The 23,990-nt window shown below is 71.2% G+C and carries 20 protein-coding genes; 16 read left to right on the forward strand and 4 right to left on the reverse strand.

Annotated features, from left to right (window positions below; translation table 11 throughout):
* The first annotated feature begins 35 nt into the window (after positions 1 to 35).
* Entirely contained in the window at positions 36 to 3,017 is a 2,982-nt protein-coding gene (gene uvrA, locus ACIQU4_RS24985; protein ID WP_403734676.1) for an excinuclease ABC subunit UvrA, read from the forward strand.
* Positions 3,018 to 3,141: 124 nt separating this feature from the next.
* Here the strand turns inward: uvrA and ACIQU4_RS24990 are convergent, their stop codons facing one another.
* Positions 3,142 to 3,792, reverse strand: a complete 651-nt coding sequence (locus tag ACIQU4_RS24990; RefSeq protein WP_403734679.1) for an NAD(P)-dependent oxidoreductase — start codon at positions 3,790 to 3,792, stop codon at positions 3,142 to 3,144.
* Positions 3,793 to 3,855: 63 nt separating this feature from the next.
* Between ACIQU4_RS24990 and ACIQU4_RS24995 the strand changes: the two genes are divergently transcribed.
* Complete coding sequence (locus ACIQU4_RS24995; RefSeq protein ID WP_403734682.1) at positions 3,856 to 4,461, forward strand: TetR/AcrR family transcriptional regulator; 606 nt, start codon at positions 3,856 to 3,858, stop codon at positions 4,459 to 4,461.
* Here the strand turns inward: ACIQU4_RS24995 and ACIQU4_RS25000 are convergent.
* Complete coding sequence (locus ACIQU4_RS25000; RefSeq protein ID WP_403734684.1) at positions 4,451 to 5,332, reverse strand: carbohydrate kinase; 882 nt, start codon at positions 5,330 to 5,332, stop codon at positions 4,451 to 4,453. The genes ACIQU4_RS24995 and ACIQU4_RS25000 overlap by 11 nt on opposite strands.
* Before the next feature lie 135 nt (positions 5,333 to 5,467).
* On the opposite strand from ACIQU4_RS25000, the gene ACIQU4_RS25005 reads away from it, so the two are divergent.
* Entirely contained in the window at positions 5,468 to 5,899 is a 432-nt protein-coding gene (locus ACIQU4_RS25005; protein WP_403734687.1) for a Rieske (2Fe-2S) protein, read from the forward strand.
* A gap of 20 nt (positions 5,900 to 5,919) precedes the next feature.
* On the opposite strand, the gene ACIQU4_RS25010 is transcribed toward ACIQU4_RS25005, so the two are convergent.
* Positions 5,920 to 6,882, reverse strand: a complete 963-nt coding sequence (locus ACIQU4_RS25010) for a hypothetical protein (RefSeq protein WP_403734689.1) — start codon at positions 6,880 to 6,882, stop codon at positions 5,920 to 5,922.
* Between the two features lie 252 nt (positions 6,883 to 7,134).
* Here ACIQU4_RS25010 and ACIQU4_RS25015 point away from each other — a divergent pair, with 252 nt between their 5' ends.
* From ACIQU4_RS25015 to pgi, 13 genes are all read left to right on the forward strand, one after another.
* Positions 7,135 to 7,737, forward strand: coding sequence for a papain-like cysteine protease family protein (locus ACIQU4_RS25015; RefSeq protein ID WP_403734692.1), 603 nt, complete (start codon positions 7,135 to 7,137; stop codon positions 7,735 to 7,737).
* Positions 7,734 to 8,534, forward strand: a complete 801-nt coding sequence (locus ACIQU4_RS25020) for a hypothetical protein (protein WP_403734696.1) — start codon at positions 7,734 to 7,736, stop codon at positions 8,532 to 8,534. Before ACIQU4_RS25015 ends, ACIQU4_RS25020 begins: the two co-directional genes overlap by 4 nt.
* Before the next feature lie 141 nt (positions 8,535 to 8,675).
* Positions 8,676 to 10,739 carry an excinuclease ABC subunit UvrC gene (uvrC, locus tag ACIQU4_RS25025; RefSeq protein ID WP_403734699.1) on the forward strand — a complete coding sequence of 688 codons (2,064 nt, stop codon included), beginning with the start codon at positions 8,676 to 8,678 and terminating at the stop codon, positions 10,737 to 10,739.
* Complete coding sequence (gene rapZ / locus ACIQU4_RS25030) at positions 10,736 to 11,731, forward strand: RNase adapter RapZ (protein WP_403734702.1); 996 nt, start codon at positions 10,736 to 10,738, stop codon at positions 11,729 to 11,731. Before uvrC ends, rapZ begins: the two co-directional genes overlap by 4 nt.
* Positions 11,728 to 12,798: a uridine diphosphate-N-acetylglucosamine-binding protein YvcK gene (yvcK, locus tag ACIQU4_RS25035; protein ID WP_366102487.1), complete on the forward strand. Its 1,071-nt coding sequence runs from the start codon at positions 11,728 to 11,730 to the stop codon at positions 12,796 to 12,798. The genes rapZ and yvcK overlap by 4 nt, the downstream gene beginning before the upstream one ends.
* Positions 12,789 to 13,778 (forward strand): DNA-binding protein WhiA, encoded by a 990-nt coding sequence (gene whiA / locus ACIQU4_RS25040; RefSeq protein ID WP_030160342.1) that lies wholly within the window; start codon positions 12,789 to 12,791, stop codon positions 13,776 to 13,778. The genes yvcK and whiA overlap by 10 nt, the downstream gene beginning before the upstream one ends.
* A gap of 234 nt (positions 13,779 to 14,012) precedes the next feature.
* Positions 14,013 to 16,967: a M14 family zinc carboxypeptidase gene (locus ACIQU4_RS25045; protein ID WP_403734706.1), complete on the forward strand. Its 2,955-nt coding sequence runs from the start codon at positions 14,013 to 14,015 to the stop codon at positions 16,965 to 16,967.
* Positions 16,968 to 17,198: 231 nt separating this feature from the next.
* Entirely contained in the window at positions 17,199 to 18,206 is a 1,008-nt protein-coding gene (gene gap, locus ACIQU4_RS25050) for a type I glyceraldehyde-3-phosphate dehydrogenase (protein WP_030160344.1), read from the forward strand.
* A 144-nt stretch (positions 18,207 to 18,350) separates the two neighbouring features.
* Positions 18,351 to 19,562 carry a phosphoglycerate kinase gene (locus tag ACIQU4_RS25055; RefSeq protein WP_403734710.1) on the forward strand — a complete coding sequence of 404 codons (1,212 nt, stop codon included), beginning with the start codon at positions 18,351 to 18,353 and terminating at the stop codon, positions 19,560 to 19,562.
* Between the two features lie 6 nt (positions 19,563 to 19,568).
* Complete coding sequence (gene tpiA, locus ACIQU4_RS25060; protein ID WP_403734712.1) at positions 19,569 to 20,345, forward strand: triose-phosphate isomerase; 777 nt, start codon at positions 19,569 to 19,571, stop codon at positions 20,343 to 20,345.
* A gap of 151 nt (positions 20,346 to 20,496) precedes the next feature.
* Positions 20,497 to 20,718: a preprotein translocase subunit SecG gene (gene secG, locus ACIQU4_RS25065; protein WP_266668175.1), complete on the forward strand. Its 222-nt coding sequence runs from the start codon at positions 20,497 to 20,499 to the stop codon at positions 20,716 to 20,718.
* A gap of 187 nt (positions 20,719 to 20,905) precedes the next feature.
* Positions 20,906 to 21,241 (forward strand): RNA polymerase-binding protein RbpA, encoded by a 336-nt coding sequence (locus ACIQU4_RS25070; protein ID WP_010352468.1) that lies wholly within the window; start codon positions 20,906 to 20,908, stop codon positions 21,239 to 21,241.
* A 176-nt stretch (positions 21,242 to 21,417) separates the two neighbouring features.
* A complete protein-coding gene (gene pgi / locus ACIQU4_RS25075) occupies positions 21,418 to 23,073 on the forward strand; it encodes a glucose-6-phosphate isomerase (protein ID WP_403734961.1) in 1,656 nt (551 codons plus the stop codon).
* A 93-nt stretch (positions 23,074 to 23,166) separates the two neighbouring features.
* Here the strand turns inward: pgi and pgl are convergent, their stop codons facing one another.
* Positions 23,167 to 23,949: a 6-phosphogluconolactonase gene (gene pgl / locus ACIQU4_RS25080; protein ID WP_403734964.1), complete on the reverse strand. Its 783-nt coding sequence runs from the start codon at positions 23,947 to 23,949 to the stop codon at positions 23,167 to 23,169.
* Positions 23,950 to 23,990: the final 41 nt, after the last annotated feature.

Consider the following 23,990-nt stretch of genomic DNA (forward strand, 5'->3'; position numbering starts at 1 on the left):
GTGCCCCCGCTCTCTCAAGAAAGGTGCGGACCGGCGTGACCGACCGTCTCATCGTTCGTGGCGCTCGCGAGCACAACCTCAAGAACGTCTCGCTCGACCTGCCCCGCGACTCACTCATCGTCTTCACCGGACTCTCCGGTTCGGGCAAGTCCTCCCTGGCCTTCGACACGATCTTCGCCGAGGGCCAGCGCCGCTACGTCGAGTCGCTCTCGTCGTACGCCCGCCAGTTCCTGGGGCAGATGGACAAGCCCGACGTGGACTTCATCGAGGGGCTCTCGCCGGCCGTCTCGATCGACCAGAAGTCGACCTCGCGCAACCCGCGTTCGACGGTCGGCACCATCACCGAGGTCTACGACTACCTCCGCCTGCTCTTCGCGCGCATCGGCAAGCCCCACTGCCCCGAGTGCCGCCGCCCCATCTCGCGCCAGTCGCCGCAGGCGATCGTCGACAAGGTGCTCGCCCTCCCCGAGGGCAGCCGCTTCCAGGTGCTCTCGCCGCTGGTGCGCGAGCGCAAGGGCGAGTTCGTCGACCTCTTCTCCGACCTCCAGACCAAGGGCTACAGCCGGGCGCGGGTGGACGGGGAGACCATCCAGCTCTCCGAGCCGCCCACGCTGAAGAAGCAGGAGAAGCACACCATCGAGGTGGTCATCGACCGCCTCACCGTCAAGGAGAGCGCCAAGCGCCGGCTCACCGACTCCGTGGAGACCGCCCTCGGCCTCTCCGGCGGCATGGTGATCCTGGACTTCGTCGACCTCGCCGAGGACGACCCCGAGCGTGAGCGGATGTACTCCGAGCACCTCTACTGCCCGTACGACGACCTGTCCTTCGAGGAGCTGGAGCCGCGCTCCTTCTCCTTCAACTCCCCCTTCGGCGCCTGCCCCGAGTGCACCGGCATCGGTACGCGCATGGAGGTGGACCCGGAGCTGATCGTCCCCGACGAGGACAAGTCCCTCGACGAGGGCGCGGTCTCGCCGTGGTCCCTCGGCCACACCAAGGACTACTTCCAGCGGCTGGTCGGCGCGCTCGCCGGGGAGCTGGGCTTCCGTACGGACATCCCGTGGGCCGGGCTGCCGCAGCGGGCGAGGAAGGCCCTGCTGTACGGGCACAAGACGCAGATCGAGGTCCGCTACCGCAACCGGTACGGGCGGGAGCGGGCGTACACGACGGCCTTCGAGGGCGCCGTGCCGTTCGTCAAGCGCCGGCACTCGGAGTCCGAGAGCGATGCCAGCCGCGAGCGCTTCGAGGGCTACATGCGCGAGGTGCCCTGTCCGACCTGTGAGGGCACGCGGCTCAAGCCGATCGTGCTCGCGGTGACGGTGATGGAGAAGTCCATCGCCGAGGTCGCCGCGATGTCGATCAGCGAGTGCGCGGACTTCCTGGGGCGGATGCGGCTCGACGCCCGCGACAAGAAGATCGCCGAGAGGGTCCTGAAGGAGGTCAACGAGCGGCTGCGCTTCCTCGTCGACGTCGGCCTGGACTACCTTTCGCTGAACCGCGCCGCCGGAACCCTGTCGGGCGGCGAGGCCCAGCGCATCCGGCTGGCCACGCAGATCGGCTCCGGTCTCGTGGGCGTGCTGTACGTACTGGACGAGCCCTCCATCGGCCTGCACCAGCGGGACAACCACCGGCTCATCGAGACGCTGGTGCGGCTGCGGGACATGGGCAACACGCTCATCGTGGTCGAGCACGACGAGGACACCATCAAGGTGGCCGACTGGGTCGTGGACATCGGCCCGGGCGCCGGCGAGCACGGCGGCAAGGTCGTGCACAGCGGCTCGCTGAAGGAGCTGCTGAAGAACAACGACTCGATGACCGGGCAGTACCTGTCCGGGAAGCGGTCCATCGCGGTGCCGGACGTCCGCCGGCCTGTGAACGGGGACCGGAAGCTGACCGTCCACGGCGCCAAGGAGAACAACCTGCGGGACATCGACGTGTCCTTCCCGCTGGGCGTGCTCACGGCGGTCACGGGCGTGTCGGGATCGGGCAAGTCGACGCTGGTCAACGACATCCTCTACACGCACCTGGCGCGCGAGCTGAACGGCGCCCGGTCGGTACCGGGACGGCACACGCGGGTGGACGGGGACGACCTCGTCGACAAGGTCGTGCATGTCGACCAGTCGCCGATCGGCCGGACCCCGCGGTCCAACCCGGCGACGTACACGGGCGTCTTCGACCACGTGCGCAGGCTCTTCGCGGAGACGATGGAGGCGAAGGTGCGCGGCTACCTGCCGGGCCGCTTCTCCTTCAACGTGAAGGGCGGCCGGTGCGAGAACTGCTCCGGCGACGGCACGATCAAGATCGAGATGAACTTCCTGCCGGACGTGTACGTCCCGTGCGAGGTCTGCCACGGCGACCGGTACAACCGGGAGACGCTGGAGGTCCACTACAAGGGCAAGTCGATCGCCGAAGTCCTGAACATGCCGATCGAGGAGGCGCTGGACTTCTTCGAGGCGGTGCCGACGATCGCGCGGCACCTGAAGACGCTGAACGAGGTGGGGCTCGGGTACGTCCGGCTCGGCCAGTCGGCGCCGACGCTGTCGGGTGGTGAGGCGCAGCGCGTGAAGCTGGCGTCGGAGCTGCAGAAGCGGTCGACGGGCCGGACGGTGTACGTGCTGGACGAGCCGACGACGGGTCTGCACTTCGAGGACATCTCGAAGCTGATCAAGGTGCTGTCGGGGCTGGTGGACAAGGGGAACTCGGTGATCGTCATCGAGCACAACCTGGACGTCGTCAAGACCGCGGACTGGGTCATCGACATGGGCCCGGAGGGCGGCTACGGGGGCGGCCTGGTGGTGGCCGAGGGCACGCCGGAGCAGATCGCCTCGGTGGGCGCGAGCCACACCGGCAAGTTCCTGCGGGACATCCTGGGGGCGGAGCGGGTCTCGGATGCCGCCTCGCTCGTGGCCCCGCCGAAGAAGGCCGCCGCGAAGCGGACCGCGGCCAAGAAGGCGGCGGCTCCGGCGAAGAAGGCCGCGGCCCCGGCCAAGAAGGCGACGACCCGGGCCCGCAAGGCCTGAGCGCGCAGAGCCGAGCGGAGGAGGGCCCCCGCAGCCGTCCGGCTGCGGGGGCCCTCCTCCGCTTCCGCGCTCCGGTGGGCGGCTCCACCCCCGTGGGGGCCGCCCGCGCAAGGGTCCGCCGGGGTCAGGCCGCCACGCCCACCGCCCGGCCCGCGGTCGACGGGTCCGTCAGCGACACCAGCAGGGCGTCCGCCACGTCGGCGCGGGAGATCGTGCGCGCGTCCGGGACGTTGGCGCCGATGACCCGGCGGTAGCTGCCGGTGCGCGGCTTGTTCAGGAGGCGGGGCGGGCGGATCACCGTCCAGTCGGTGTCGCTCGCGCGGATCGTCGCCTCCATGACGGCCAGGTCCGCGTACAGATCGCGCAGGGCCCGGCGCAGCAGGGGGAGGAAGACCCTCCGGGCCACGAACCCGTCGGTGGCGACGTCCGGGCCGACCGGGGCCGCGCTCACCGCCGCCAGGCGGCTCACGCCGGCCCGGTCCATCGCCGAGACGATGGCCCGCAGCGCCGGCCCGGTGACCGGCGTGAGCCGGGCCTGCTTGTTGCTCGCCGCGCCCAGCGCGGAGATCACCGCCGACCGGCCCGCGAGGACCGGGACCAGGGCGTCCTCGTCCGTCAGATCGCGCACCACGGCCACCACCAGGCGCTCGTGCGCCGGAACGTCCAGCCGGGCGGGGTCGCGGACCACCGCCGTCACCTCGTGGCCCGCGTCGAGGGCCTGCCGTACGACCTCGCGGCCGACACCGCCCGTGGCTCCGAACACCGTCAGTTTCATCGCCGGCTCCCGTCCAAGGGTGGGTGAGTGTTTACTCACCCCTTCCTCCGCTAGGGTGAGTGAATGCTCACCCCGAAGTCAAGCCGGCCCACTCCCGAGCGGCTCCTCGACGCCGCCGAGAAGCTCATGCGCACCATCGGCCTCGCCAACACCACCACCAAGGCCATCGCCCGCGAGGCCGGCTGCTCCGAGGCGGCGCTCTACAAGCACTACGCGAACAAGGAAGAGCTGTTCGTGCGCGTCCTCATGGAGCGCACCCCCAACGCCGGGCCGCTCATGACCGAGCTCGACCGCGACCACGCCGAGCGCTCCGTCGAGGAGGGGCTCGCCTCGATCGCCCGCCACGCCTCGCTCTTCTACGCCGACGCCGTGCCCATGGCCGCCTCGCTCTTCGCCGAGCCCGCCCTGCTGACCCGGCACCGCGAGGGCGTCCAGGAGATCGGCACCGGCCCCCACGTCGTACGCGACGCCCTCACCGGCCGGCTGCGCCGCGAGCTGGAACGGGGGCGGCTGCGCCCCGACGCCGATCCGGAGGCGGCCGCCGCGCTGCTGCTCGGCGCCTGCTTCCAGCGGGCCTTCTTCCTGCACTTCTCCGGCCCCGAAGTGGTGCAACCGGTCGAGGAGTTCGCCCCCGCCGTGGCCCGGACCCTGTGGGCCGCTATCCGCTGAGCTCCGCCGCGTACGGCGGCTCCGCGCCCGCCCGGGTGCAGGTCAGCGCCGCCGCGTGGGCCGCGTAGGACAGGACTCCGGGCCAGTCCACCGGCTCGCCGGCCGGGAGGCCCGACAGGCGGTGCAGCAGGGCCGCGTTGACGGTGTCTCCCGCCCCGATCGTGTCCGCCACCGTGACCCGGCGGGCCGGTACCTCGTACTCCGCACCCTCCCGGGTCCGGACCGCCAGCCCCTGCGCACCCCGGGTGAGCACCACCGCCGAGGGGCCGGCCGCCAGCCAGTCGCCCACCCGCCCGCCCAGCCACCGGGCGTCCTCCTCCGACAGCTTGAGGACGGAGACGTACGGCAGCCAGCCCAGGAACCGGGCCCGGTACGCCGCCCGATCCGTGATCAGCGCCGGACGGATGTTGGGGTCCAGCAGGGTCAGCAGCCCGCGCCCGGACTCCCGGCGCAGCAGGGCCTCGTACGCGCTCGCGCCCGGCTCCAGCGCGAGGGAGCAGGTGCCGAGCGCCAGGGCCCGGGTGCCCGCGGGGAGCGCCCCGGGCAGGGTGAACAGCCGGTCGGCCGTGCCCTCCACGTAGAAGCCGTACGCCGCCGAGCCGTCCGGGGCGATCGAGGGCACGGCGAGTGTGGTGGGCTCCGGCCCGCGCTGCACCAGGGAGAGGTCCACCCCGGCCGCACGCAGCCCGGCGAGCAGGCTCGCGCCGAAGCCGTCCGCCGAGACCCGGGAGCAGAAGGCGACCTCCGCACCGAGCCGGCCCAGCGCCAGCGCGGTGTTGTACGGCCCCCCGCCCGGCCGCGGCACCAGCGCGCCCGGCGGCTGCGCCACGGGCACGAGGTCGATCAGGGCTTCTCCACCGACGACGATCACGCGGGGGAAGGTATCCCATCGGGCGGCGGAACCGGGCAGCGGTATCGTCGGGGGCCCAGCAGAAGCAGCTGAACCAGCAGAAGTCATCAGCACCGCCAGAACCACCAGCACCCACCCCCAGGCCAGGAGAACCGCATGTCCGCGTCGCAGCCCGCCGCCCGCCGTACCGTCCTCAAGGGCGCCGCCGCGATCGTCGGGGCCGTCGGCGGAGGGGCGGCGCTCGCGGCCTGCTCCACCGAGGGCAACAGCGGCTCCGGCTCCGCGGCGGTACCGGCCGCCCCGGTGGAGCTCGGCGCCGCGTCCGAGGTCCCGGTCGGCGGGTCGAAGCTCTTCCGGGAGAAGAAGCTGGTCGTCAGCTGCCCGGCGGAGGGCCAGTACAAGGCGTTCAGCGCCCGGTGCACGCACGCCGGCTGCGTTCTGGACAAGATCGACGACGGCGAGGGCAACTGCCCCTGCCACGGCAGCCGCTTCGACGTGACGACCGGCAAGGTGCTGCGCGGCCCGGCCACCGACCCGCTGCCCGCCGTCCCGGTCAAGGCCGAGGGCGGCAAGCTCATCGCCGGCTGATCCGCCGGACACCCCAGGGGCTACGCCCAGTCCCAGGCGATGCCCAGCAGCCCGCGCCGCACCTCCGGCTCCACCAGGTGCACGGCGCGATGGCGCCCGCTCGGCGTCAGGTCCGCCAGCCCGCTGCGCGGCGCTCCCGGCCCGGAGCGGCTGAACCGCCGGCAGCGCACCGGAAGCGCCGCCTCGTCGAAGCGGACCTGGAGCACGTACTGCCCGCTGCTGTAGCTGAACCCGCGCACGTACTCGGTGCAGCGGCCGCCGGTCCCGTCCTCGAAGCCGTAGCCGAAGACGTACGTGTCCCCGGCGCGCAGCCGGGCGTCGAAGAGCAGCTCGGCGACCAGCACCTCGGCCTGCGGGTGCCAGCGGACGCGTCCGGTCCGGCAGTTCTCCTCCGCGCGTACGCGGACCCTGGCCGGATCGCAGCCGGGATCCCCGTGGTGAACGGCGAGGTACCGGTCGACCCCGTCGCGGTGGGCCCGTACGACGTGCTGCGACTCGCGGCCCAGCAGCTCGCCGCCCGCCCCGATCCGTACCCGCTCGTGGTGGCCGACCGTGTGCAGCCCGCCGTCGGCGGGCAGCTCCATGCCGGCCAGCAGCCCCTCCACTGCTGCGCCGACGCTGATCAGGGCCCGGTACGAGCGGGCCGGCGGGCGGACCGCCTCGGGCCCGGTGCCCTCCGGGGCGGCCAGCAGCCGCAGCAGCGTCCCCTCGGGCAGTTCCAGGATCTGCTCCAGGGCCCGTACGGCCTTCAGGGACTCGGGGCGGCTCGGCCGCCGGGCGCCCTGCTGCCAGTAGCTGAGGCTGGTCACGCCGAGCTTGATGCCACGGGCCGCGAGCCGGTGCTGCACGCGGTGCAGGGGGAGGCCGCGGGCGCTGAGCGCGGCGCGCAGGGCGAGGTGGAAGGGGCCGGCCCGCAGCAGGTGCCCCAGCTCATGCGCGCTCGCCCCTGCGCTCGCCCCTGTGCTCTCCCCGGTCGACCGCATGACGGCTCCTCCTGTGAACATTCACGTGCGGTGGGGCGGGAGAGGTCGCCGGTGACACCCGGGGTCCAGGTGAAAGGACGGCAGTCGTTCACACTGCGGTCCCGCCGTTCACACTGCAATGTCACGGCGTATTGAAGCCTGTTGACCTGATCGCGACAACACCCGGATGCTCCTCAGCAGCGTCCGGACGCGCTCCTCCAACCCCCACCCTCCCCGGCCCCACCGGGGAGATCCCCACACGGGAGGAACGCGATGCGCAACCGAATCCGGCGGCGGCTTTCCCTGGCCGCCGTCCTGACCGCCGTGCTCTTCACCCTGCCCACCGCCGCCGCCACCGCTGCCCCCACGAGCGATGCCGGCACCGAGTCCGCCCTCGCGTACAAGCGCCTGGACATCACCATGCAGGCGCAAGCGAAGACCAACTGGTGCTGGGCCGCGAGCGGCAACACCATCGCGACCTGGTTCGGCCGGAACTACACGCAGAACCAGTTCTGCAACGCCGCCTTCAACCGCCAGCAGGGCTACGACTGCCCCAACGACCAGGCCACCCTCGGCAACGTCCAGACCGCCCTGAACTGGGCCGGCATCAACTCCGGCTCGTACGTGACCGGCTGGCTGCGCTACACCACCGTACAGAGCGAGATCGACGCGAACCGGCCGGTCGAGACCCGGATCCAGTGGTCCAACGGCGGCGGCCACATGCACGTCATCTACGGCTACGACACCGCCAACAGCTGGGTCTACTGGGGCGATCCGTGGCCGTCCAGCGACCGCTACAACTGGGCCTCGCACGCCTGGTACGTGGACAACAGCACCTTCTCCTGGACCCACTCGCTCTACCGGATCGGGGCGTGAGCGCCATGTCCAAGCGTGTTTCCGCCGCGGTCCTCGCCGCGACCGCCGTCGCCCTCGTCGGCGTAGCGGCCCCGCAGGCCGCGGCCGCGCCCGTGCCGCAGCCGCAGTCCGTCACCGCGGAGACGAAGGCCGCGGCCGCGCAGGCGGCCGCCGCCCCCGACACCCTGGCCACGCTGTCCCGCTTCTTCGCCCGGGAGGGCAAGGTCGCACTGAACGCGGCCCGGCCGCAGATCGAGGGTGAGGCGATACCGGTCAGCTACCTGTCCCCGGACTTCGTCGCGGGCAAGGCCGGGGCAGGCGTGGCCCGGCTGGAGTACCTCGCCAGCAGGGCGGTCTCCTCGGACGGGCAGCAGGCCGCGCTGTGGACCGCGCGGACCGAGGCGGGATGGCAGGTCGTGAACATCGCCACCGGCGACGACGAGTTCCGCTACGCGCAGCTCGGCGCCGCGAAACTGCCGGGCGGCACGGTGTTCCGGGAACCGCAGATCGACGCGTGGTACGTGGCCGAGGGGGCCAGGGTGCTGCCGCTGGACGAGGACGCCGAGCGCGCCGTCGGCGAGGGGGGCACCAGCCTCGCCGCGTACCGGTCGCGGGTGGCGCGGGCGTACGGGGACAAGCTGCCGGGATCGGCGTATGCGAAGGGGGGCAAGGCCGGGGGGTACTCGGCGGGCGCCGCCGATGCGGATGCCGATGCGGGTACGCCGGTGGCGGCCGGAGCCGTTGCGGGTGGGCTGGCGCTCGGTGCGCTGGGCGCCTTCGCGGTGCGGCGGTCGCGGCGGGGCCGCGCCACCGCCTGACCGGCCCCGCCCCGTACCAGGGCGGTGGCCCGGGACCCGGACGGCCCGCCGGCCGTCCGGGTCCCGCGCCCCGAGCGCCCGCGGGGCTGGGGTGGGCCCGGTGTACGGGGGTTGTCGGTGGGCGGAAGTAGGGTGGTTGGCATGGCCGACCCTTCCAGCTACCGTCCCGCGCCGGGGCAGATTCCCGACTCCCCGGGGGTCTACCGATTCCGCGACGAGCACCGCCGGGTGATCTACGTCGGGAAGGCCAAGAGCCTGCGCCAGCGGCTGGCCAGCTACTTCCAGGACCTCGCCGGACTGCATCCGCGTACCGCCACCATGGTGACCACCGCCGCCTCCGTCGAGTGGACCGTCGTCTCCACCGAGGTCGAGGCGCTCCAGCTCGAATACTCCTGGATCAAGGAGTACGACCCCCGGTTCAACGTCAAGTACCGGGACGACAAGAGCTACCCCTCCCTCGCGGTGACGATGAACGAGGAGTACCCGAGGGTCCAGGTCATGCGGGGGCCCAAGAAGAAGGGTGTGCGGTACTTCGGGCCTTATGGGCATGCCTGGGCGATTCGCGAGACCGTCGACCTCATGTTGCGGGTGTTCCCCGTGCGGACCTGCTCCGCCGGGGTGTTCAAGCGGTCCGCGCAGATCGGGCGGCCCTGTCTGCTCGGCTACATCGGCAAGTGCTCCGCGCCCTGCGTCGGCCGGGTCACCCCCGATGAGCACCGCGAACTCGCCGAGGACTTCTGCGACTTCATGGCCGGCCGGACCGGTACGTACCTGTCCCGGCTGGAGCGGCAGATGCACGAGGCCGCCGAGGAGATGGAGTACGAGAAGGCAGCCCGGCTGCGCGACGACATAGGAGCGCTGCGCCGGGCCATGGAGAAGAACGCCGTGGTCCTCGCCGATGCCACGGATGCCGACCTCATCGCCGTGGCCGAGGACGAGCTCGAAGCGGCCGTGCAGATCTTCCACGTACGTGGCGGGCGCGTGCGCGGGCAGCGCGGCTGGGTCACCGACAAGGTCGAGGCCGTGGACACCGCCGGACTCGTCGAGCACGCCCTCCAGCAGCTCTACGGGGAGGAGAGCGGCGAGGCCGTCCCCAAGGAGGTGCTGGTTCCGGCCCTCCCCGAGGACGCGCCCGCCCTCGCGGAGTGGCTCGCCGGGCGGCGCGGCTCCCTGGTCAGCCTGCGCATCCCGCAGCGCGGGGACAAGAAGGCCCTGATGGAGACCGTCCACCGCAACGCGCAGCAGTCCCTGGCCCTGCACAAGACCAAGCGCGCCAGCGACCTCACCACCCGCTCCCGGGCCCTGGAGGAGATCGCCGAGGCCCTTGAGCTGGACAGTGCGCCGCTGCGCATCGAGTGCTTCGACATCTCGCACCTCCAGGGCGACGACGTGGTGGCCTCGATGGTCGTCTTCGAGGACGGGCTGGCGCGCAAGGGCGAGTACCGGCGCTTCCAGATCAAGTCGTTCGAGGGGCAGGACGACGTCCGGTCCATGCACGAGGTGGTCTCGCGGCGCTTCCGCCGCTACCTCCAGGAGAAGCTGAAGACCGGGGAGTGGTCCCCGGAGGACGGGGAGGAGGGGGAGAACCCCCTCGCCGGGGAGAACCCCCTCGCCGAGGACGACGGGCGCCCCAAGCGCTTCGCGTACCCGCCGCAGCTCGTCGTGGTCGACGGCGGGCAGCCGCAGGTGGCCGCCGCCAAGCGGGCCCTGGACGAGCTGGGCATCGACGACGTGGCCGTCTGCGGGCTGGCGAAGCGGCTGGAGGAGGTCTGGCTGCCCGGCGAGGACGACCCGGTCGTGCTGCCCCGCACCAGCGAGGGGCTCTACCTGCTCCAGCGGGTGCGTGACGAAGCCCACCGGTTCGCGATCCAGTACCAGCGGAACAAGCGCGGAAAACGGCTCAAGGCGGGCCCGCTCGACGAGGTGCCCGGCCTCGGCGAAAGCCGCAGGCAGGCCCTGGTCAAGCACTTCGGTTCGGTGAAAAAGCTGAGACAGGCGACAATCGACCAGATCTGCGAGGTCCCGGGCATAGGACGCAAGACGGCCGAGACCGTGGCCGCGGCGCTCGCCCGGTCGGTTCCCGCCGGTCCTGCCGTCAACACGGCGACAGGAGAGATCATTGAGGATGAGACCCCGCCCCCGCGGGTGGGGGCACCTCCCAGCGGCAGCTGGGAGACATCGTCCGAACGGGGGACCGAGCAATGACCGAGCGCGAGACCGACCAGACGAACGGCCGGACGGCCGAGCAGACGACCGACCGCACGATCGAGCACGACCGAGACGGAGCACAGGTGAGTACGGGCACGACAGTGGAGCCCGGAGATACCGCCGAGGCGGCCATCCCCGAGCTGGTGATCATCTCCGGCATGTCCGGGGCCGGCCGCAGTACGGCGGCCAAGTGTCTGGAGGACCTCGGCTGGTTCGTCGTCGACAACCTCCCGCCCGCCCTCATCCCCACCATGGTGGAGCTCGGCGCCCGCTCCCAGGGCAACGTGGCGCGCATCGCCGTCGTCGTAGACGTCCGCGGCCGCCAGTTCTTCGACGCCCTGCGCGAGTCCCTCTCCGACCTCGACAGCAAGGGCGTCACCCGGCGCATCGTCTTCCTGGAGTCCTCCGACGACGCGCTGGTCCGCCGCTTCGAGTCGGTCCGCCGCCCGCACCCCCTCCAGGGCGACGGCCGCATCACCGACGGCATCGCCGCCGAGCGCGACCTGCTGCGCGAGCTGCGCGGCGACGCCGACCTGGTCATCGACACCTCCAGCCTGAACGTGCACGAGCTGCGCGCGAAGATGGACGCCCAGTTCGCGGGCGACGAGGAGCCCGAGCTGCGGGCGACCGTCATGTCCTTCGGCTACAAGTACGGCCTCCCCGTCGACGCCGACCTCGTCGTCGACTGCCGCTTCATCCCGAACCCGCACTGGGTGCCCGAGCTGCGGCCCTTCACCGGCCTCAACCCGGAGGTGTCGGGCTACGTGTTCAGCCAGCCCGGCGCCAAGGAGTTCCTCGACCGCTACACCGAGCTGCTCCAGCTCATCGCCACTGGCTACCGCCGGGAGGGCAAGCGGTACGTGACCATCGCGGTCGGCTGCACCGGCGGCAAGCACCGCAGTGTGGCCATGTCCGAGAAGCTCGCTGCCCGCCTCGCCTCCGAGGGAGTCGAGACCGTCGTAGTCCACCGGGACATGGGGCGCGAGTGACCGGACGTACGCTGCGGCTGCGCCGCCTGCGCCGCCTCACCTCGGGGCGGGACGAGGACGGCGCGGGCCGCACCGGGCTGCGCCGCGGCGCAGCCCCCAAGGTGGTCGCGCCCAAGGTCGTCGCCCTCGGCGGCGGCATGGGCCTGTCGGCCTCCCTGGCAGCCCTGCGCCGGATCACCGGTGAGCTCACCGCCGTCGTCACGGTCGCCGACGACGGCGGTTCCAGCGGCCGGCTCCGGGAGGAGCTCGGCGTGCTGCCGCCCGGGGACCTGCGCAAGGCGCTGGCCGCGCTGTGCGGCGACGACGACTGGGGCCAGACCTGGGCCCGCGTCATCCAGCACCGCTTCCAGTCGGCCGGCGCCCTGCACGAGCACGCGGTCGGCAACCTGCTGATCGTCGCCCTGTGGGAACAGCTCGGCGACCCCGTCCAGGCCCTCGACCTGGTCGGGAAGCTGCTGGGGGCGCAGGGCCGGGTGCTGCCGATGTCGGCGGTGCCGCTGGAGCTGCAGGCGCTGGTCCGCGGCCACGATCCCGCCCGCCCGGGCGAGGTCGACACCGTCCGGGGGCAGGCCACGGTGGCCACGACCCCCGGCGAGGTGCTCTCCGTACAGGTCGTGCCCGGGGATCCGCCGGCCGTGCCGGAGGCCGTCGCGGCGGTCCTGGACGCGGACTGGGTGGTGCTCGGTCCGGGGTCCTGGTTCTCGTCCGTGATCCCGCACCTGCTGGTGCCGGAACTGCTCGACGCGCTGATCGAGACCAAGGCCCGCAGGGTCCTCTCGCTGAACCTCGCGCCGCAGCCCGGCGAAACAGAGGGCTTCTCTCCGCAGCGTCATTTGGAGGTTTTGGCCCGACACGCCCCTAAACTCGCCCTGGACGTGGTGCTGGCCGACGAGGCCGCCGTGCCCGACCGCGAGTCCCTCGCCGATGCCGCAAAACGGTTCGGTGCCGCGGTCGAGCTGGCGCCGGTGGCCAGGGAAGACGGCTCTCCGAAGCATGACCCGGAGCTGCTCGCCGCCGCGTACGACCGTATTTTTCGGATGCATGGAAGGATCGGCCCATGGCGATGACGCCAGCGGTGAAGGATGAGATCTCCCGGCTCCCCGTCACCCGGACCTGCTGCAGGAAGGCGGAGGTCTCGGCGATTCTTCGGTTCGCGGGCGGGCTGCACCTGGTGAGCGGGCGGATCGTCATCGAGGCGGAGCTGGACACCGGGATCGCTGCCCGGCGCCTGCGCAAGGACATCCTGGAGATCTTCGGCCATTCCTCGGACCTGGTGGTCATGGCCCCCGGCGGACTGCGCCGCGGCAGCCGGTACGTCGTCCGGGTCGTGGCCGGCGGTGACCAGCTGGCGCGTCAGACGGGCCTCGTGGACGGCCGCGGCCGTCCCATCCGGGGCCTTCCCCCGCAGGTGGTCTCCGGGGCCACCTGTGACGCGGAGGCGGCCTGGCGCGGCGCCTTCCTGGCCCACGGCTCGCTCACCGAGCCGGGCCGGTCCTCCTCCCTGGAGGTGACCTGCCCCGGTCCGGAGGCCGCCCTGGCCCTGGTGGGCGCCGCCCGCCGGCTCTCCATCGCCGCCAAGGCGCGCGAGGTGCGCGGCGTGGACCGGGTCGTGGTCCGCGACGGCGACGCGATCGGCGCCCTGCTGACCCGGCTCGGCGCGCACGAGTCGGTGCTGGCCTGGGAGGAGCGGCGGATGCGGCGCGAGGTGCGCGCCACCGCCAACCGCCTCGCCAACTTCGACGACGCCAACCTGCGCCGCTCGGCGCGGGCCGCGGTGGCCGCCGGCGCCCGGGTCCAGCGCGCGCTGGAGATCCTCGGCGAGGAGGTCCCCGAGCACCTCGCGGCGGCCGGCCGGCTGCGCATGGAGCACAAGCAGGCCTCCCTGGAGGAGCTGGGCGCGCTCGCCGACCCGCCGCTGACGAAGGACGCGGTCGCGGGCCGGATCCGCCGCCTGCTGGCGATGGCCGACAAGCGGGCGCAGGACCTGGGCATCCCGGGCACCGAGTCGAACCTGAGCGAGGACCTGGCCGACAACATGGCGGGCTAGCCGCACCGGGACGAGCCCGCCGGGACGAGCCCGCCGGGACGAGCCGCGCCGAGATGCCTGTCGGTACGCCCGCCCGTCGCCTCGTAGCCCGTATGCCTCGCGCCGTACGTCTCAAAGGGGTCCGCACGTCACACGTGCGGGCCCCTTTGAGACACGCCCCATTGACATGAGCATCGCCTGATCGTGAGCCTGTCGTCCGAACGCTTTCGTGGCAGACGACGCCCAGGGGGGCACATGAGGCACCGCGCGAGATCGATCCTCGCCGCAAGCGCACTCGTCTTGGGAACCACACTGGCCGCCCTTCCGGCGGCCCAAGCCCGGCCCGCGGCAGACGCCTCACCCGGCGCCGACGAGGTCCGGGTCTACGACGCGGACGTCACCAAGGAGCAGGTACCGCTGCTCCTCGCCGCGGGCCAGGACGCCCATGAACTCACCGAGCGCGCCCCGGAGACCGGGACCGCCAAGGTCGAGCTGTTCCTCACCGGCGGCCAGGCCAAGGAGCTCGCGGGCCGGGGCGTCAAGCTCGCCGAGCGCAAGCTCCCGGCGAACACGGCCCGTTCCGAGGCCGTCGGCGACGGGGTCTTCCGCCCGTACAGCGGCAAGGGCGGGCTCCAGGAGGAGATCCTCAAGGCGGCCCAGGCCAACCCCGGCCTCGCCAAGGTGGTCTCCATCGGAAAGACCGTCCAGGGCAAGGACATCCTGGCCCTGAAGGTCACCAAGAACGCCCGCACCACCAAGGACGGCGGCAAGCCGTCCGTGCTCTACATGTCCAACCAGCACGCCCGTGAGTGGATCACCCCCGAGATGACCCGGCGGCTGATGCACCACACCCTCGACAACTACGGCAAGGACCAGCGGATCACCGAGCTGGTGGACTCCACCGAGCTGTGGTTCCTGCTGTCCGCCAACCCGGACGGGTACGACTACACGCACTCCCCGGACGGCGACCGGCTGTGGCGCAAGAACCTGCGCGACAACAACGGCGACGGCAAGATCACCACCGGTGACGGCGTCGACCTCAACCGGAACTTCGCCTACAAGTGGGGCTACGACAACGAGGGTTCCTCGCCGAACCAGTCGAGCGAGACCTACCGCGGCACCAAGCCCTCCTCCGAGCCGGAGACCGTCGCCCTCGACAAGTTCGAGAAGCGCATCGGCTTCAAGTACGCCATCAACTACCACTCCGCCTCCGAGCTGCTGCTCTACGGCGTGGGCTGGCAGGTGGCCACCCCGACCCCGGACGACGTCGCCTACAAGGCGCTCGCCGGCACCCCGGAGAACTCCGCGATCCCGGGCTACTACCCCCAGATCTCCTCCGAGCTCTACACCACCAACGGCGAGGCCGACGGCCACGCCGCCAACGTCAACGGCGTCATGATGTTCACGCCGGAGATGACCACCTGCCAGACGGCCTCCGCGAGCGACCCGAACGACCGGTGGAAGCCCGAGGACTGCCGGTCCGGCTTCAACTTCCCGGACGACGAGAAGCTCATCCAGGCGGAGTTCGCGAAGAACGTCCCCTTCGCCCTCGCCGTCGGCGAGAGCGCCGCCCACCCGGACCAGCCGAAGTCCTCCGTCGGCCTGAGCGCCGCGGACTTCACCCTCGACCCCTTCGCCACCTCCTACGCGGCCAAGGGCGAGGACCAGACGGTCTCCGTCACCGCCCGCAAGGCGCTGAAGGACAAGCAGCTCAAGTTCCGCATCAACGGCGGCCGTACGCACGACGACGGACTGCGGGCCTGGAAGGGCGGCGACGTCTACGGCGGCGACGACAACAACTGGTTCGACGAGTACCGGGCCGAGGTCGATGGCGCCAAGCCGGGTGACAAGGTCGAGGTCTGGTTCACCGGCCGCGACGGCTCCGGCCGGCAGGTCTCCAGCGGGCACTTCACGTACACGGTGGCCGAGCGGCCGCGCGCCGACGTGCTGGTGATCGCCGAGGAGGGGGCGAAGGCCCAGCACGCGCAGGAGTACGTCGACGCCCTGCGCGCCAACGGGAAGTCCGCGGCGGTCTGGGACGTGGCCACGCAGGGCGCCCCGCACCCCCTCGGCGTGCTCTCCCACTTCCGTACGGCCGTCCACTACACCGGAGCCAAGACCCCCGGCGGCGACACCCAGCTCGCCGTGCGGGACTTCCTCAACGAGGGCGGCAAGCTGATCGAGGCCGGCGAGCTCGCGGGCGGCAACGCCCAGGTCGGCCGCGCCGTGACGGACGACTTCAGCCAGTACTACCTCGGCGCTTACAGCCGTACGAGTGCCGGCGGCGCGACCGGCTTCACCGGTACGGGTGCCCTCTCCGGCGCCAAGGGCGGTCTGGGCGACGCGGCGGGCAACCCGTTCAACGCCCCCGGCTCCTACGCGGTCACCTCCGACTCCCTGCCCGCGGCGCAGTTCCCGCAGTTCAAGAGCGCGCAGGCGGGCCAGTACGCCGGGGTCGTGAACCCGTACGCCCCCTACTCCGGCGCGGGGATGGCCGCGGCCACCCACGCGGACGACGAGTGGAAGCGGCTGACCCGCACGGTCGACCTGACCAAGGTCACCGCCGCCGACAAGCCGCAGCTCAAGATGGCCCTCAACTGGAACACCGAGCAGGGCTACGACCACGCGCTCCTGGAGGCCCACACGACCGGGGCCGAGGACTGGACCACGCTGCCCGAGGCGGGCGGCCTGACGGGCAACGCCGTCCCGACGGAGTGCGAGGCCGGGTTCTACGTCAACGGCCACCCGTTCCTGAAGCACTACCTCACCCTCGACAGCGCCGGCTGCACCGCCGGCGGCACCAGCGGCTCGTGGAACAGCTTCACCGGATCCTCCGACGGGTGGAAGCAGGTCACCTTCGACCTGAGCGCGTACGCGGGCAAGACCGTCGAGGTCTCCCTCTCGTACGTCTCGGACGGCGGCGCCGGCGGCCGCGGCCTCTTCGCGGACGACGCGCGCGTCTCCGTCGGCGGAGCCGACCAGGCCGTGGAGGGGTTCGAGACCTCCCTGGGAGCCTGGACCGCCCAGGGCGCACCTGCCGGAAGTCCCGTCGTTCAGGGCGATTGGTCCCGGTCCGGCGAGCTGTTCAAGTCGTACGCCTCGGTCACTACGCGTAACACGGTGCTCCTCGGCTTCGGTCTCGAACACCTGCCGGCGGCGGCGGACCGAGCCGTACTCGTCGGTAAGGCGCTCAGGTCGCTGCACCGCTGATCATTCGAGCCCCCGCCGCTCACCCTGAGTGACGGGGGTCAAAGCCCCCGGGGTCCCGCGCCGAGCGCACGGTACGGGCCCCGGCGGCGGTCTCCCGTGTGGCAGGGGGAGTGTCAGGTCCCGGCCGATGTCACTCAAAAGCTCACGGAGAGGTAGGGTCGTAAGCGGTCGGGGACATCCCATACAGCTCGCCGGCGGGACAGGCCGGCGCACCAACGAGGAGATCGGTTCGTGACGATCCGCGTAGGCATCAATGGTTTTGGCCGAATTGGCCGCAACTACTTCCGGGCGCTCCTTGAGCAGGGAGCGGACATCGAGATCGTCGGTGTCAACGACCTGACTGACAACGCGACCCTGGTGCACCTGCTCAAGTACGACACCATTCTGGGCCGCCTCAAGGCCGAGGTCTCCCACACCGACGACACCATCACGGTCGGCGGCAACACCTTCAAGACGTTCGCCGAGCGTGACCCCGCGAACCTGCCCTGGGGCGAGCTGGGCGCCGACATCGTCATCGAGTCGACCGGCATCTTCACGAAGAAGGCCGACGCCGCCAAGCACATCGCCGCGGGCGCGAAGAAGGTCCTCATCTCGGCTCCGGCCAAGGACGAGGACATCACCATCGTGATGGGCGTCAACCAGGACAAGTACGACGCGGCCAACCACCACGTCATCTCCAACGCCTCCTGCACCACCAACTGCGTGGCGCCGATGGCCAAGGTTCTCGACGAGAACTTCGGCATCGTCAAGGGCATGATGACCACGGTCCACGCGTACACGAACGACCAGCGCATCCTGGACTTCCCGCACTCGGACCTGCGCCGCGCCCGCGCCGCCGCCGAGAACATCATCCCGACCTCGACGGGTGCCGCCAAGGCCACCGCTCTGGTCCTCCCGCAGCTCAAGGGCAAGCTGGACGGCATCGCCATGCGCGTCCCGGTCCCGACCGGCTCGGTCACCGACCTCGTCCTGGAGCTCTCCCGCGAGACCACCAAGGAAGAGATCAACGCCGCCTTCCAGAAGGCCGCCGAGGGCCAGCTCAAGGGCATCCTCGACTACACCGAGGACGCGATCGTCTCCTCCGACATCGTGAACTGGCCGGCTTCCTGCACCTTCGACTCCTCCCTGACCATGGTTCAGGACGGTACGCAGGTCAAGGTCGTCGGCTGGTACGACAACGAGTGGGGCTACTCCAACCGCCTCGTCGACCTGACCGTCTTCGTCGGCGGTCAGCTCTAAGTCTCAGGTAGCAGGGCCAGGAAACAAGATGTGAGGACAGGGTCCGGTCAGCGCGATGGAGCGCTGCACGGGCCCTGTCGTCTGCCTCCACCGATCGGCCCCGCACCGGCAGAACCCGTGTATGGGGATAAGGAGTAGAAACACATGAAGACGATCGACGAACTGCTCGCCGACGGCGTTTCCGGCAAGCGGGTCTTCGTCCGCGCCGATCTCAACGTGCCGCTCGCGGGCGACACGATCACCGACGACGGTCGCATCCGCGCCGTGCAGCCGACCATCGCGAAGCTCGCCGAAGCCGGCGCCCGCGTGATCGTCGCCTCGCACCTGGGCCGCCCCAAGGGCGCCCCGGACCCGGCCTTCTCACTCGCTCCGGCCGCCACGCGACTCGGCGAACTGCTCGGTGCGGACGTCGCGTTCGCCACCGACACCGTCGGTGAATCCGCCAAGGAGACCGTCGCCGCCCTCGCCGACGGCCAGGTCGCCGTCATCGAGAACCTGCGCTTCAACGCCGGTGAGACCGCGAAGGACGACGCCGAGCGCGGCGCCTTCGCGGACCAGCTCGCCGAGCTCGCCGACGTCTACGTCGGCGACGGCTTCGGCGCCGTCCACCGCAAGCACGCCTCGGTCTTCGACCTGCCCGCGCGCCTCCCGCACGCGGCCGGCTACCTGATCGCCACCGAGGTCGGCGTCCTGAAGAAGCTGACCGCCGAGGTCAAGCGCCCGTACGTGGTCGTCCTCGGCGGCGCCAAGGTCTCCGACAAGCTGGCCGTCATCGACCAGCTGCTCGGCAAGGCCGACCGCATCCTCATCGGCGGCGGCATGGCGTACACCTTCCTCTACGCCAAGGGCTACGAGGTCGGCATCTCCCTGCTCCAGAAGGACCAGGTGGACGTCGTCAAGGAGTACATGGAGCGGGCCGAGAAGAGCGGCGTCGAGCTGGTCCTCCCGGTCGACATCCTGGCCTCGGCGGACTTCCCCGACCTCAAGGGCAAGACCCCGGCCGAGTTCATCACCGTCGACGCGGACAAGATCCCCGCCGACAAGGAGGGTCTGGACATCGGTCCCAAGACCCGTGAGCTGTACGCGTCGAAGATCACCGACGCGGAGACCGTCTTCTGGAACGGTCCCGTGGGCGTCTTCGAGCACCCCGACTACGCCGGAGGCACCCGCGCCATCGCGCAGGCCCTCGTCGGCAGCGACGCGTTCACCGTGGTCGGCGGCGGCGACTCCGCCGCGGCCGTGCGCACGCTCGGCTTCGACGAGAACGCATTCGGTCACATCTCGACCGGTGGCGGCGCCTCCCTCGAATACCTCGAGGGCAAGACGCTCCCCGGCCTCGCCGCACTGGAGGTCTGAACCCGTATGACCACGCGTACCCCGCTGATGGCGGGCAACTGGAAGATGAACCTCAACCACCTCGAGGCCATCGCGCACGTCCAGAAGCTCGCCTTCGCGCTCGCCGACAAGGACTACGACGCCGTCGAGGTGGCGGTCCTGCCGCCCTTCGTCGACCTGCGCTCGGTCCAGACCCTGGTAGACGGCGACAAGCTGAAGATCAAGTACGGCGCCCAGGACATCTCGGCGCACGACTCCGGTGCCTACACCGGCGAGATCTCCGGATCGATGCTCGCGAAGCTGAAGTGCACGTACGTGGCCGTCGGCCACAGCGAGCGCCGCCAGTACCACGGCGAGAGCGACGAGCTCTGCAACGCCAAGGTCAAGGCCGCCTACCAGTACGGGATCACCCCGATCCTGTGCGTCGGCGAGGGCCTGGACGTCCGCAAGGCCGGCCAGCAGGTCCCGTACACGCTCGCGCAGGTCGACGGCGGCCTGAAGGACGTTCCGGCCGAGCAGGTCGAGTCCATCGTGATCGCGTACGAGCCCGTCTGGGCGATCGGGACCGGCGAGGTCGCCACCCCCGAGGACGCGCAGGAGGTCTGCGGGGCGATCCGCACCCGCCTCGCCGAGCTGTACTCCCAGGAGCTGGCCGACAAGGTCCGCATCCAGTACGGCGGCTCCGTGAAGTCCGGCAACATCGCGGCGATCATGGCCCAGCCCGACGTCGACGGTGCCCTGATCGGCGGCGCGGCGCTGGACGCGGAGGAATTCGTTAAGATCGTCCGCTTCCGCGACCAGTGACCTGCGTGATCGTCGCAGTGAGTATGCGGTAGGACGGATCCGTCGTACCCTTGCGGGGGCCAGGAGGCTGAACCACCAGCCACTGGCCCCCGCGCACGTCAAGCAGAGCCGGACAGCCAGAAAAGCCAGAAAGTAGGAATCAGCCGTGATTATGGGGTTCTCGATCGCCCTGATCGTCTTCAGCGGCCTGCTGATGCTGCTCGTGCTGATGCACAAGGGCAAGGGCGGCGGCCTTTCCGACATGTTCGGCGGCGGCATGCAGTCGTCCGTCGGCGGCTCCTCGGTCGCGGAGCGCAACCTGGACCGGATCACCGTCGTGGTGGGTCTGCTCTGGTTCGCCTGCATCATGACGCTCGGGATTCTGCTGAAGTAGCGAAGCCGACGGTTCTGGCCACTTCGCCGGACCGGTCGGCTCCACCCCGCCTATCATGAGGACGGCGTCCACGGCCTGGAGTGAGTAACTCCATGTGATGGACGTGCGTTGGGCCTTACGTAGACTGGGGCGCCCGCGGCGGAATCCACTCACGCTTCGCGGCACCATCACGCAGGGAGTTACGACCGTGGCAAGTGGCAACGCGATCCGTGGTAGTCGGGTCGGAGCGGGGCCGATGGGTGAGGCCGAGCGCGGCGAGTCCGCGCCCCGCCTGCGCATCTCCTTCTGGTGCTCGAACGGGCACGAGACGCAGCCGAGCTTCGCCAGCGACGCGCAGGTGCCGGACACCTGGGACTGCCCGCGCTGCGGGTTCCCGGCCGGCCAGGACCGGGACAACCCGCCCGCGCCGCCGCGCACCGAGCCCTACAAGACGCACCTGGCGTACGTGCGGGAGCGGCGGTCGGACGCCGACGGCGAGGCGATCCTCGCCGAGGCGCTCGCCAAGCTCCGCGGCGAGATCTGACGGACGCAAGAGTGACGGTGTGACACCGGGCCCGGCCCGCAGGAGTCTTCTCCAGCGGGCCGGGCCCCTTTGCGTACCCCCGCGCGGAAGGCGCTGTCCGGCACACCCCCCTTTGATCCCTTAAGTTGGTGATCGGCGGGGCACGACAGGACGGAAGAAACGGGTTGATGTCCGAGATGAACGCAGACAGCCGTACGAGGCTCAACCGGACGCCCGAGTGGATGGCACTCGGCAAGCACCGCGAAGAGCTGGGGCAGACGCACCTGCGTGAGCTGTTCGCGGCGGATCCGAACCGGGGAACGGGTTACACGCTGCGGGTCGGGGACCTGTACATCGACTACTCGAAGCACCTGGTGACCGACCAGACGCTGGAGCTGCTGCGCGAACTGGCGGCGGCGACGGGCGTGGCCGAGCTGCGCGAGGCGATGTTCCGCGGCGAGAAGATCAACACGACCGAGGACCGGGCGGTCCTGCACACCGCCCTGCGCGCGCCGAAGGGCGCGGTGGTCGAGGTGGACGGCGAGAACGTCGTCCCCGAGGTGCACGCCGTCCTCGACAAGATGGCGGCCTTCTGCGACCAGGTCCGGTCGGGGGAGTGGACCGGCTTCACCGGCAAGCGCATCAAGAACGTGGTCAACATCGGCATCGGCGGCTCCGACCTGGGCCCGGCGATGGCGTACGAGGCGCTGCGCGCGTTCACCGACCGGGCGCTGACCGTACGGTTCGTGTCCAACGTGGACGGCGCCGACCTGCACGAGGCCGTACGGGACCTGGACCCGGCGCAGACGCTGTTCATCATCGCCTCCAAGACCTTCACCACCATCGAGACCATCACCAACGCCGAGTCGGCGCGGGAGTGGCTGCTGGCGGGTCTGGGCGGTGACACGGCGGCCGTGGCGCGGCACTTCGTGGCGCTGTCGACCAACGAGGAGAAGGTCACCGCGTTCGGCATCGATCCGGCCAACATGTTCGGGTTCTGGGACTGGGTCGGCGGGCGCTACTCCTTCGACTCCGCGATCGGGCTCTCGCTGATGATCGCGATCGGTCCGGACGCCTTCCGGGAGATGCTGGGCGGCTTCCGGACGGTGGACGAGCACTTCCGCACGGCCCCGCCGGAGCAGAACGCGCCGCTCCTGATGGGCCTGTTGGGGATCTGGTACGGGGCCTTCTTCGACGCGCAGTCGCACGCGGTCCTGCCGTACAGCCACTACCTCTCCCGCTTCACCGCGTACCTCCAGCAGCTGGACATGGAGTCCAACGGCAAGTCCGTCGACCGGGACGGCAATCCGGTGGACTGGCAGACCGGTCCGGTGGTGTGGGGCACGCCCGGCACCAACGGGCAGCACGCGTACTACCAGTTGATCCACCAGGGCACGAAGGTGATCCCGGCGGACTTCATCGGCTTCGCCCGGCCCGTCGGCGAACTGCCGCCGACCCTCGCGGACCAGCACGACCTGCTGATGGCGAACTTCTTCGCGCAGACGCAGGCGCTTGCCTTCGGCAAGACACCGGAGGAGGTCCGCGCGGAGGGCGTGGCGGAGCCCCTGGTCCCGCACAAGACCTTCAAGGGGAACCACCCGACCACGACGATCCTGGCGCAGGACCTCACCCCGGCGGTGCTGGGCCAGCTGATCGCGCTGTACGAGCACAAGGTGTTCGTCCAGGGCGCGGTGTGGAACATCGACTCCTTCGACCAGTGGGGCGTGGAGCTCGGCAAGGTCCTCGCGAAGCGGGTCGAGCCGGCGCTGACGGACGGCGCGCAGGTGCCGGGACTGGACGCCTCGTCGAAGGCCCTCGTGGCCACCTACCGGGAGCTGCGCGGCCGCGGCTGAGCCGGACGGCGCACGGATGCGCAGAAGGGCCCGCTCCCGGTTCGGGGGCGGGCCCTTCGCCCGTACGCGTACGGGTATGCGTACGGGCCCGGGTCAGGAGGCGGCCGGCGGGTACAGGCCCGTCGGGAGCTTCGCCGCGGCCGCGCGGTCCAGCAGCCACAGGGTGCGGGAGCGGCCGTACGCCTGCGCGGCGGGGGCCTGGACGGCGCCCGCACCGCCGAGGGCGATGGCCACCGCCCCGGCCTTGTCCTCGCCCGCCGCCAGCAGCCAGACCTCGCGGGCCGCCCGGATGGCCGGGAGGGTCAGGGAGATCCGGGTGGGCGGCGGCTTGGGCGCGCCGTGCACGCCGACGACCGTGCGGTCGGTCTCGCGGGAGGCGGGGTGCTCGGGGAAGAGCGAGGCGATGTGGGTGTCCGGGCCGACGCCCAGCATCAGGACGTCGAAGGTGGGGACCGGCCCGTGGTCCTCGGGCCCGGCGGCCTTCGCCAGCTCGGCCGCGTAGGCGGCGGCCGCGGCGTCCACGTCCGCCCCGTACGGGCCGTCGGAGGCGGGCATCGCGTGCACGCGCGCCGGGTCGACCTGGACGGAGTCCAGGAGGGCCTCACGGGCCTGGGTGTGGTTGCGCTCGGGGTCGTCGGCGGGGACGTAGCGCTCGTCGCCCCACCAGAGGTCGATCCGCGACCAGTCGACGGCGTCCCGGGCCGGGGCCGTGGCCAGCGCGGCGAGGAGGCCGTTGCCGTTGCGGCCGCCGGTGAGGACGACGGAGGCGCTGCCGCGGGCGGCTTGCGCGTCGACGATCTTGGTGATGAGCCGGGCCGCCGCGGCCTGGGCCATCAGCTCCTTGTCCCGGTGGACGACGACCTGGGGAGTCGTCATTCCCATTGCTGCCGCCTTGTCGATTGTGGGTGCGGGTTCCG

This window comes from Streptomyces sp. NPDC090741 (assembly GCF_044769045.1).
Lineage (GTDB): Bacteria > Actinomycetota > Actinomycetes > Streptomycetales > Streptomycetaceae > Streptomyces.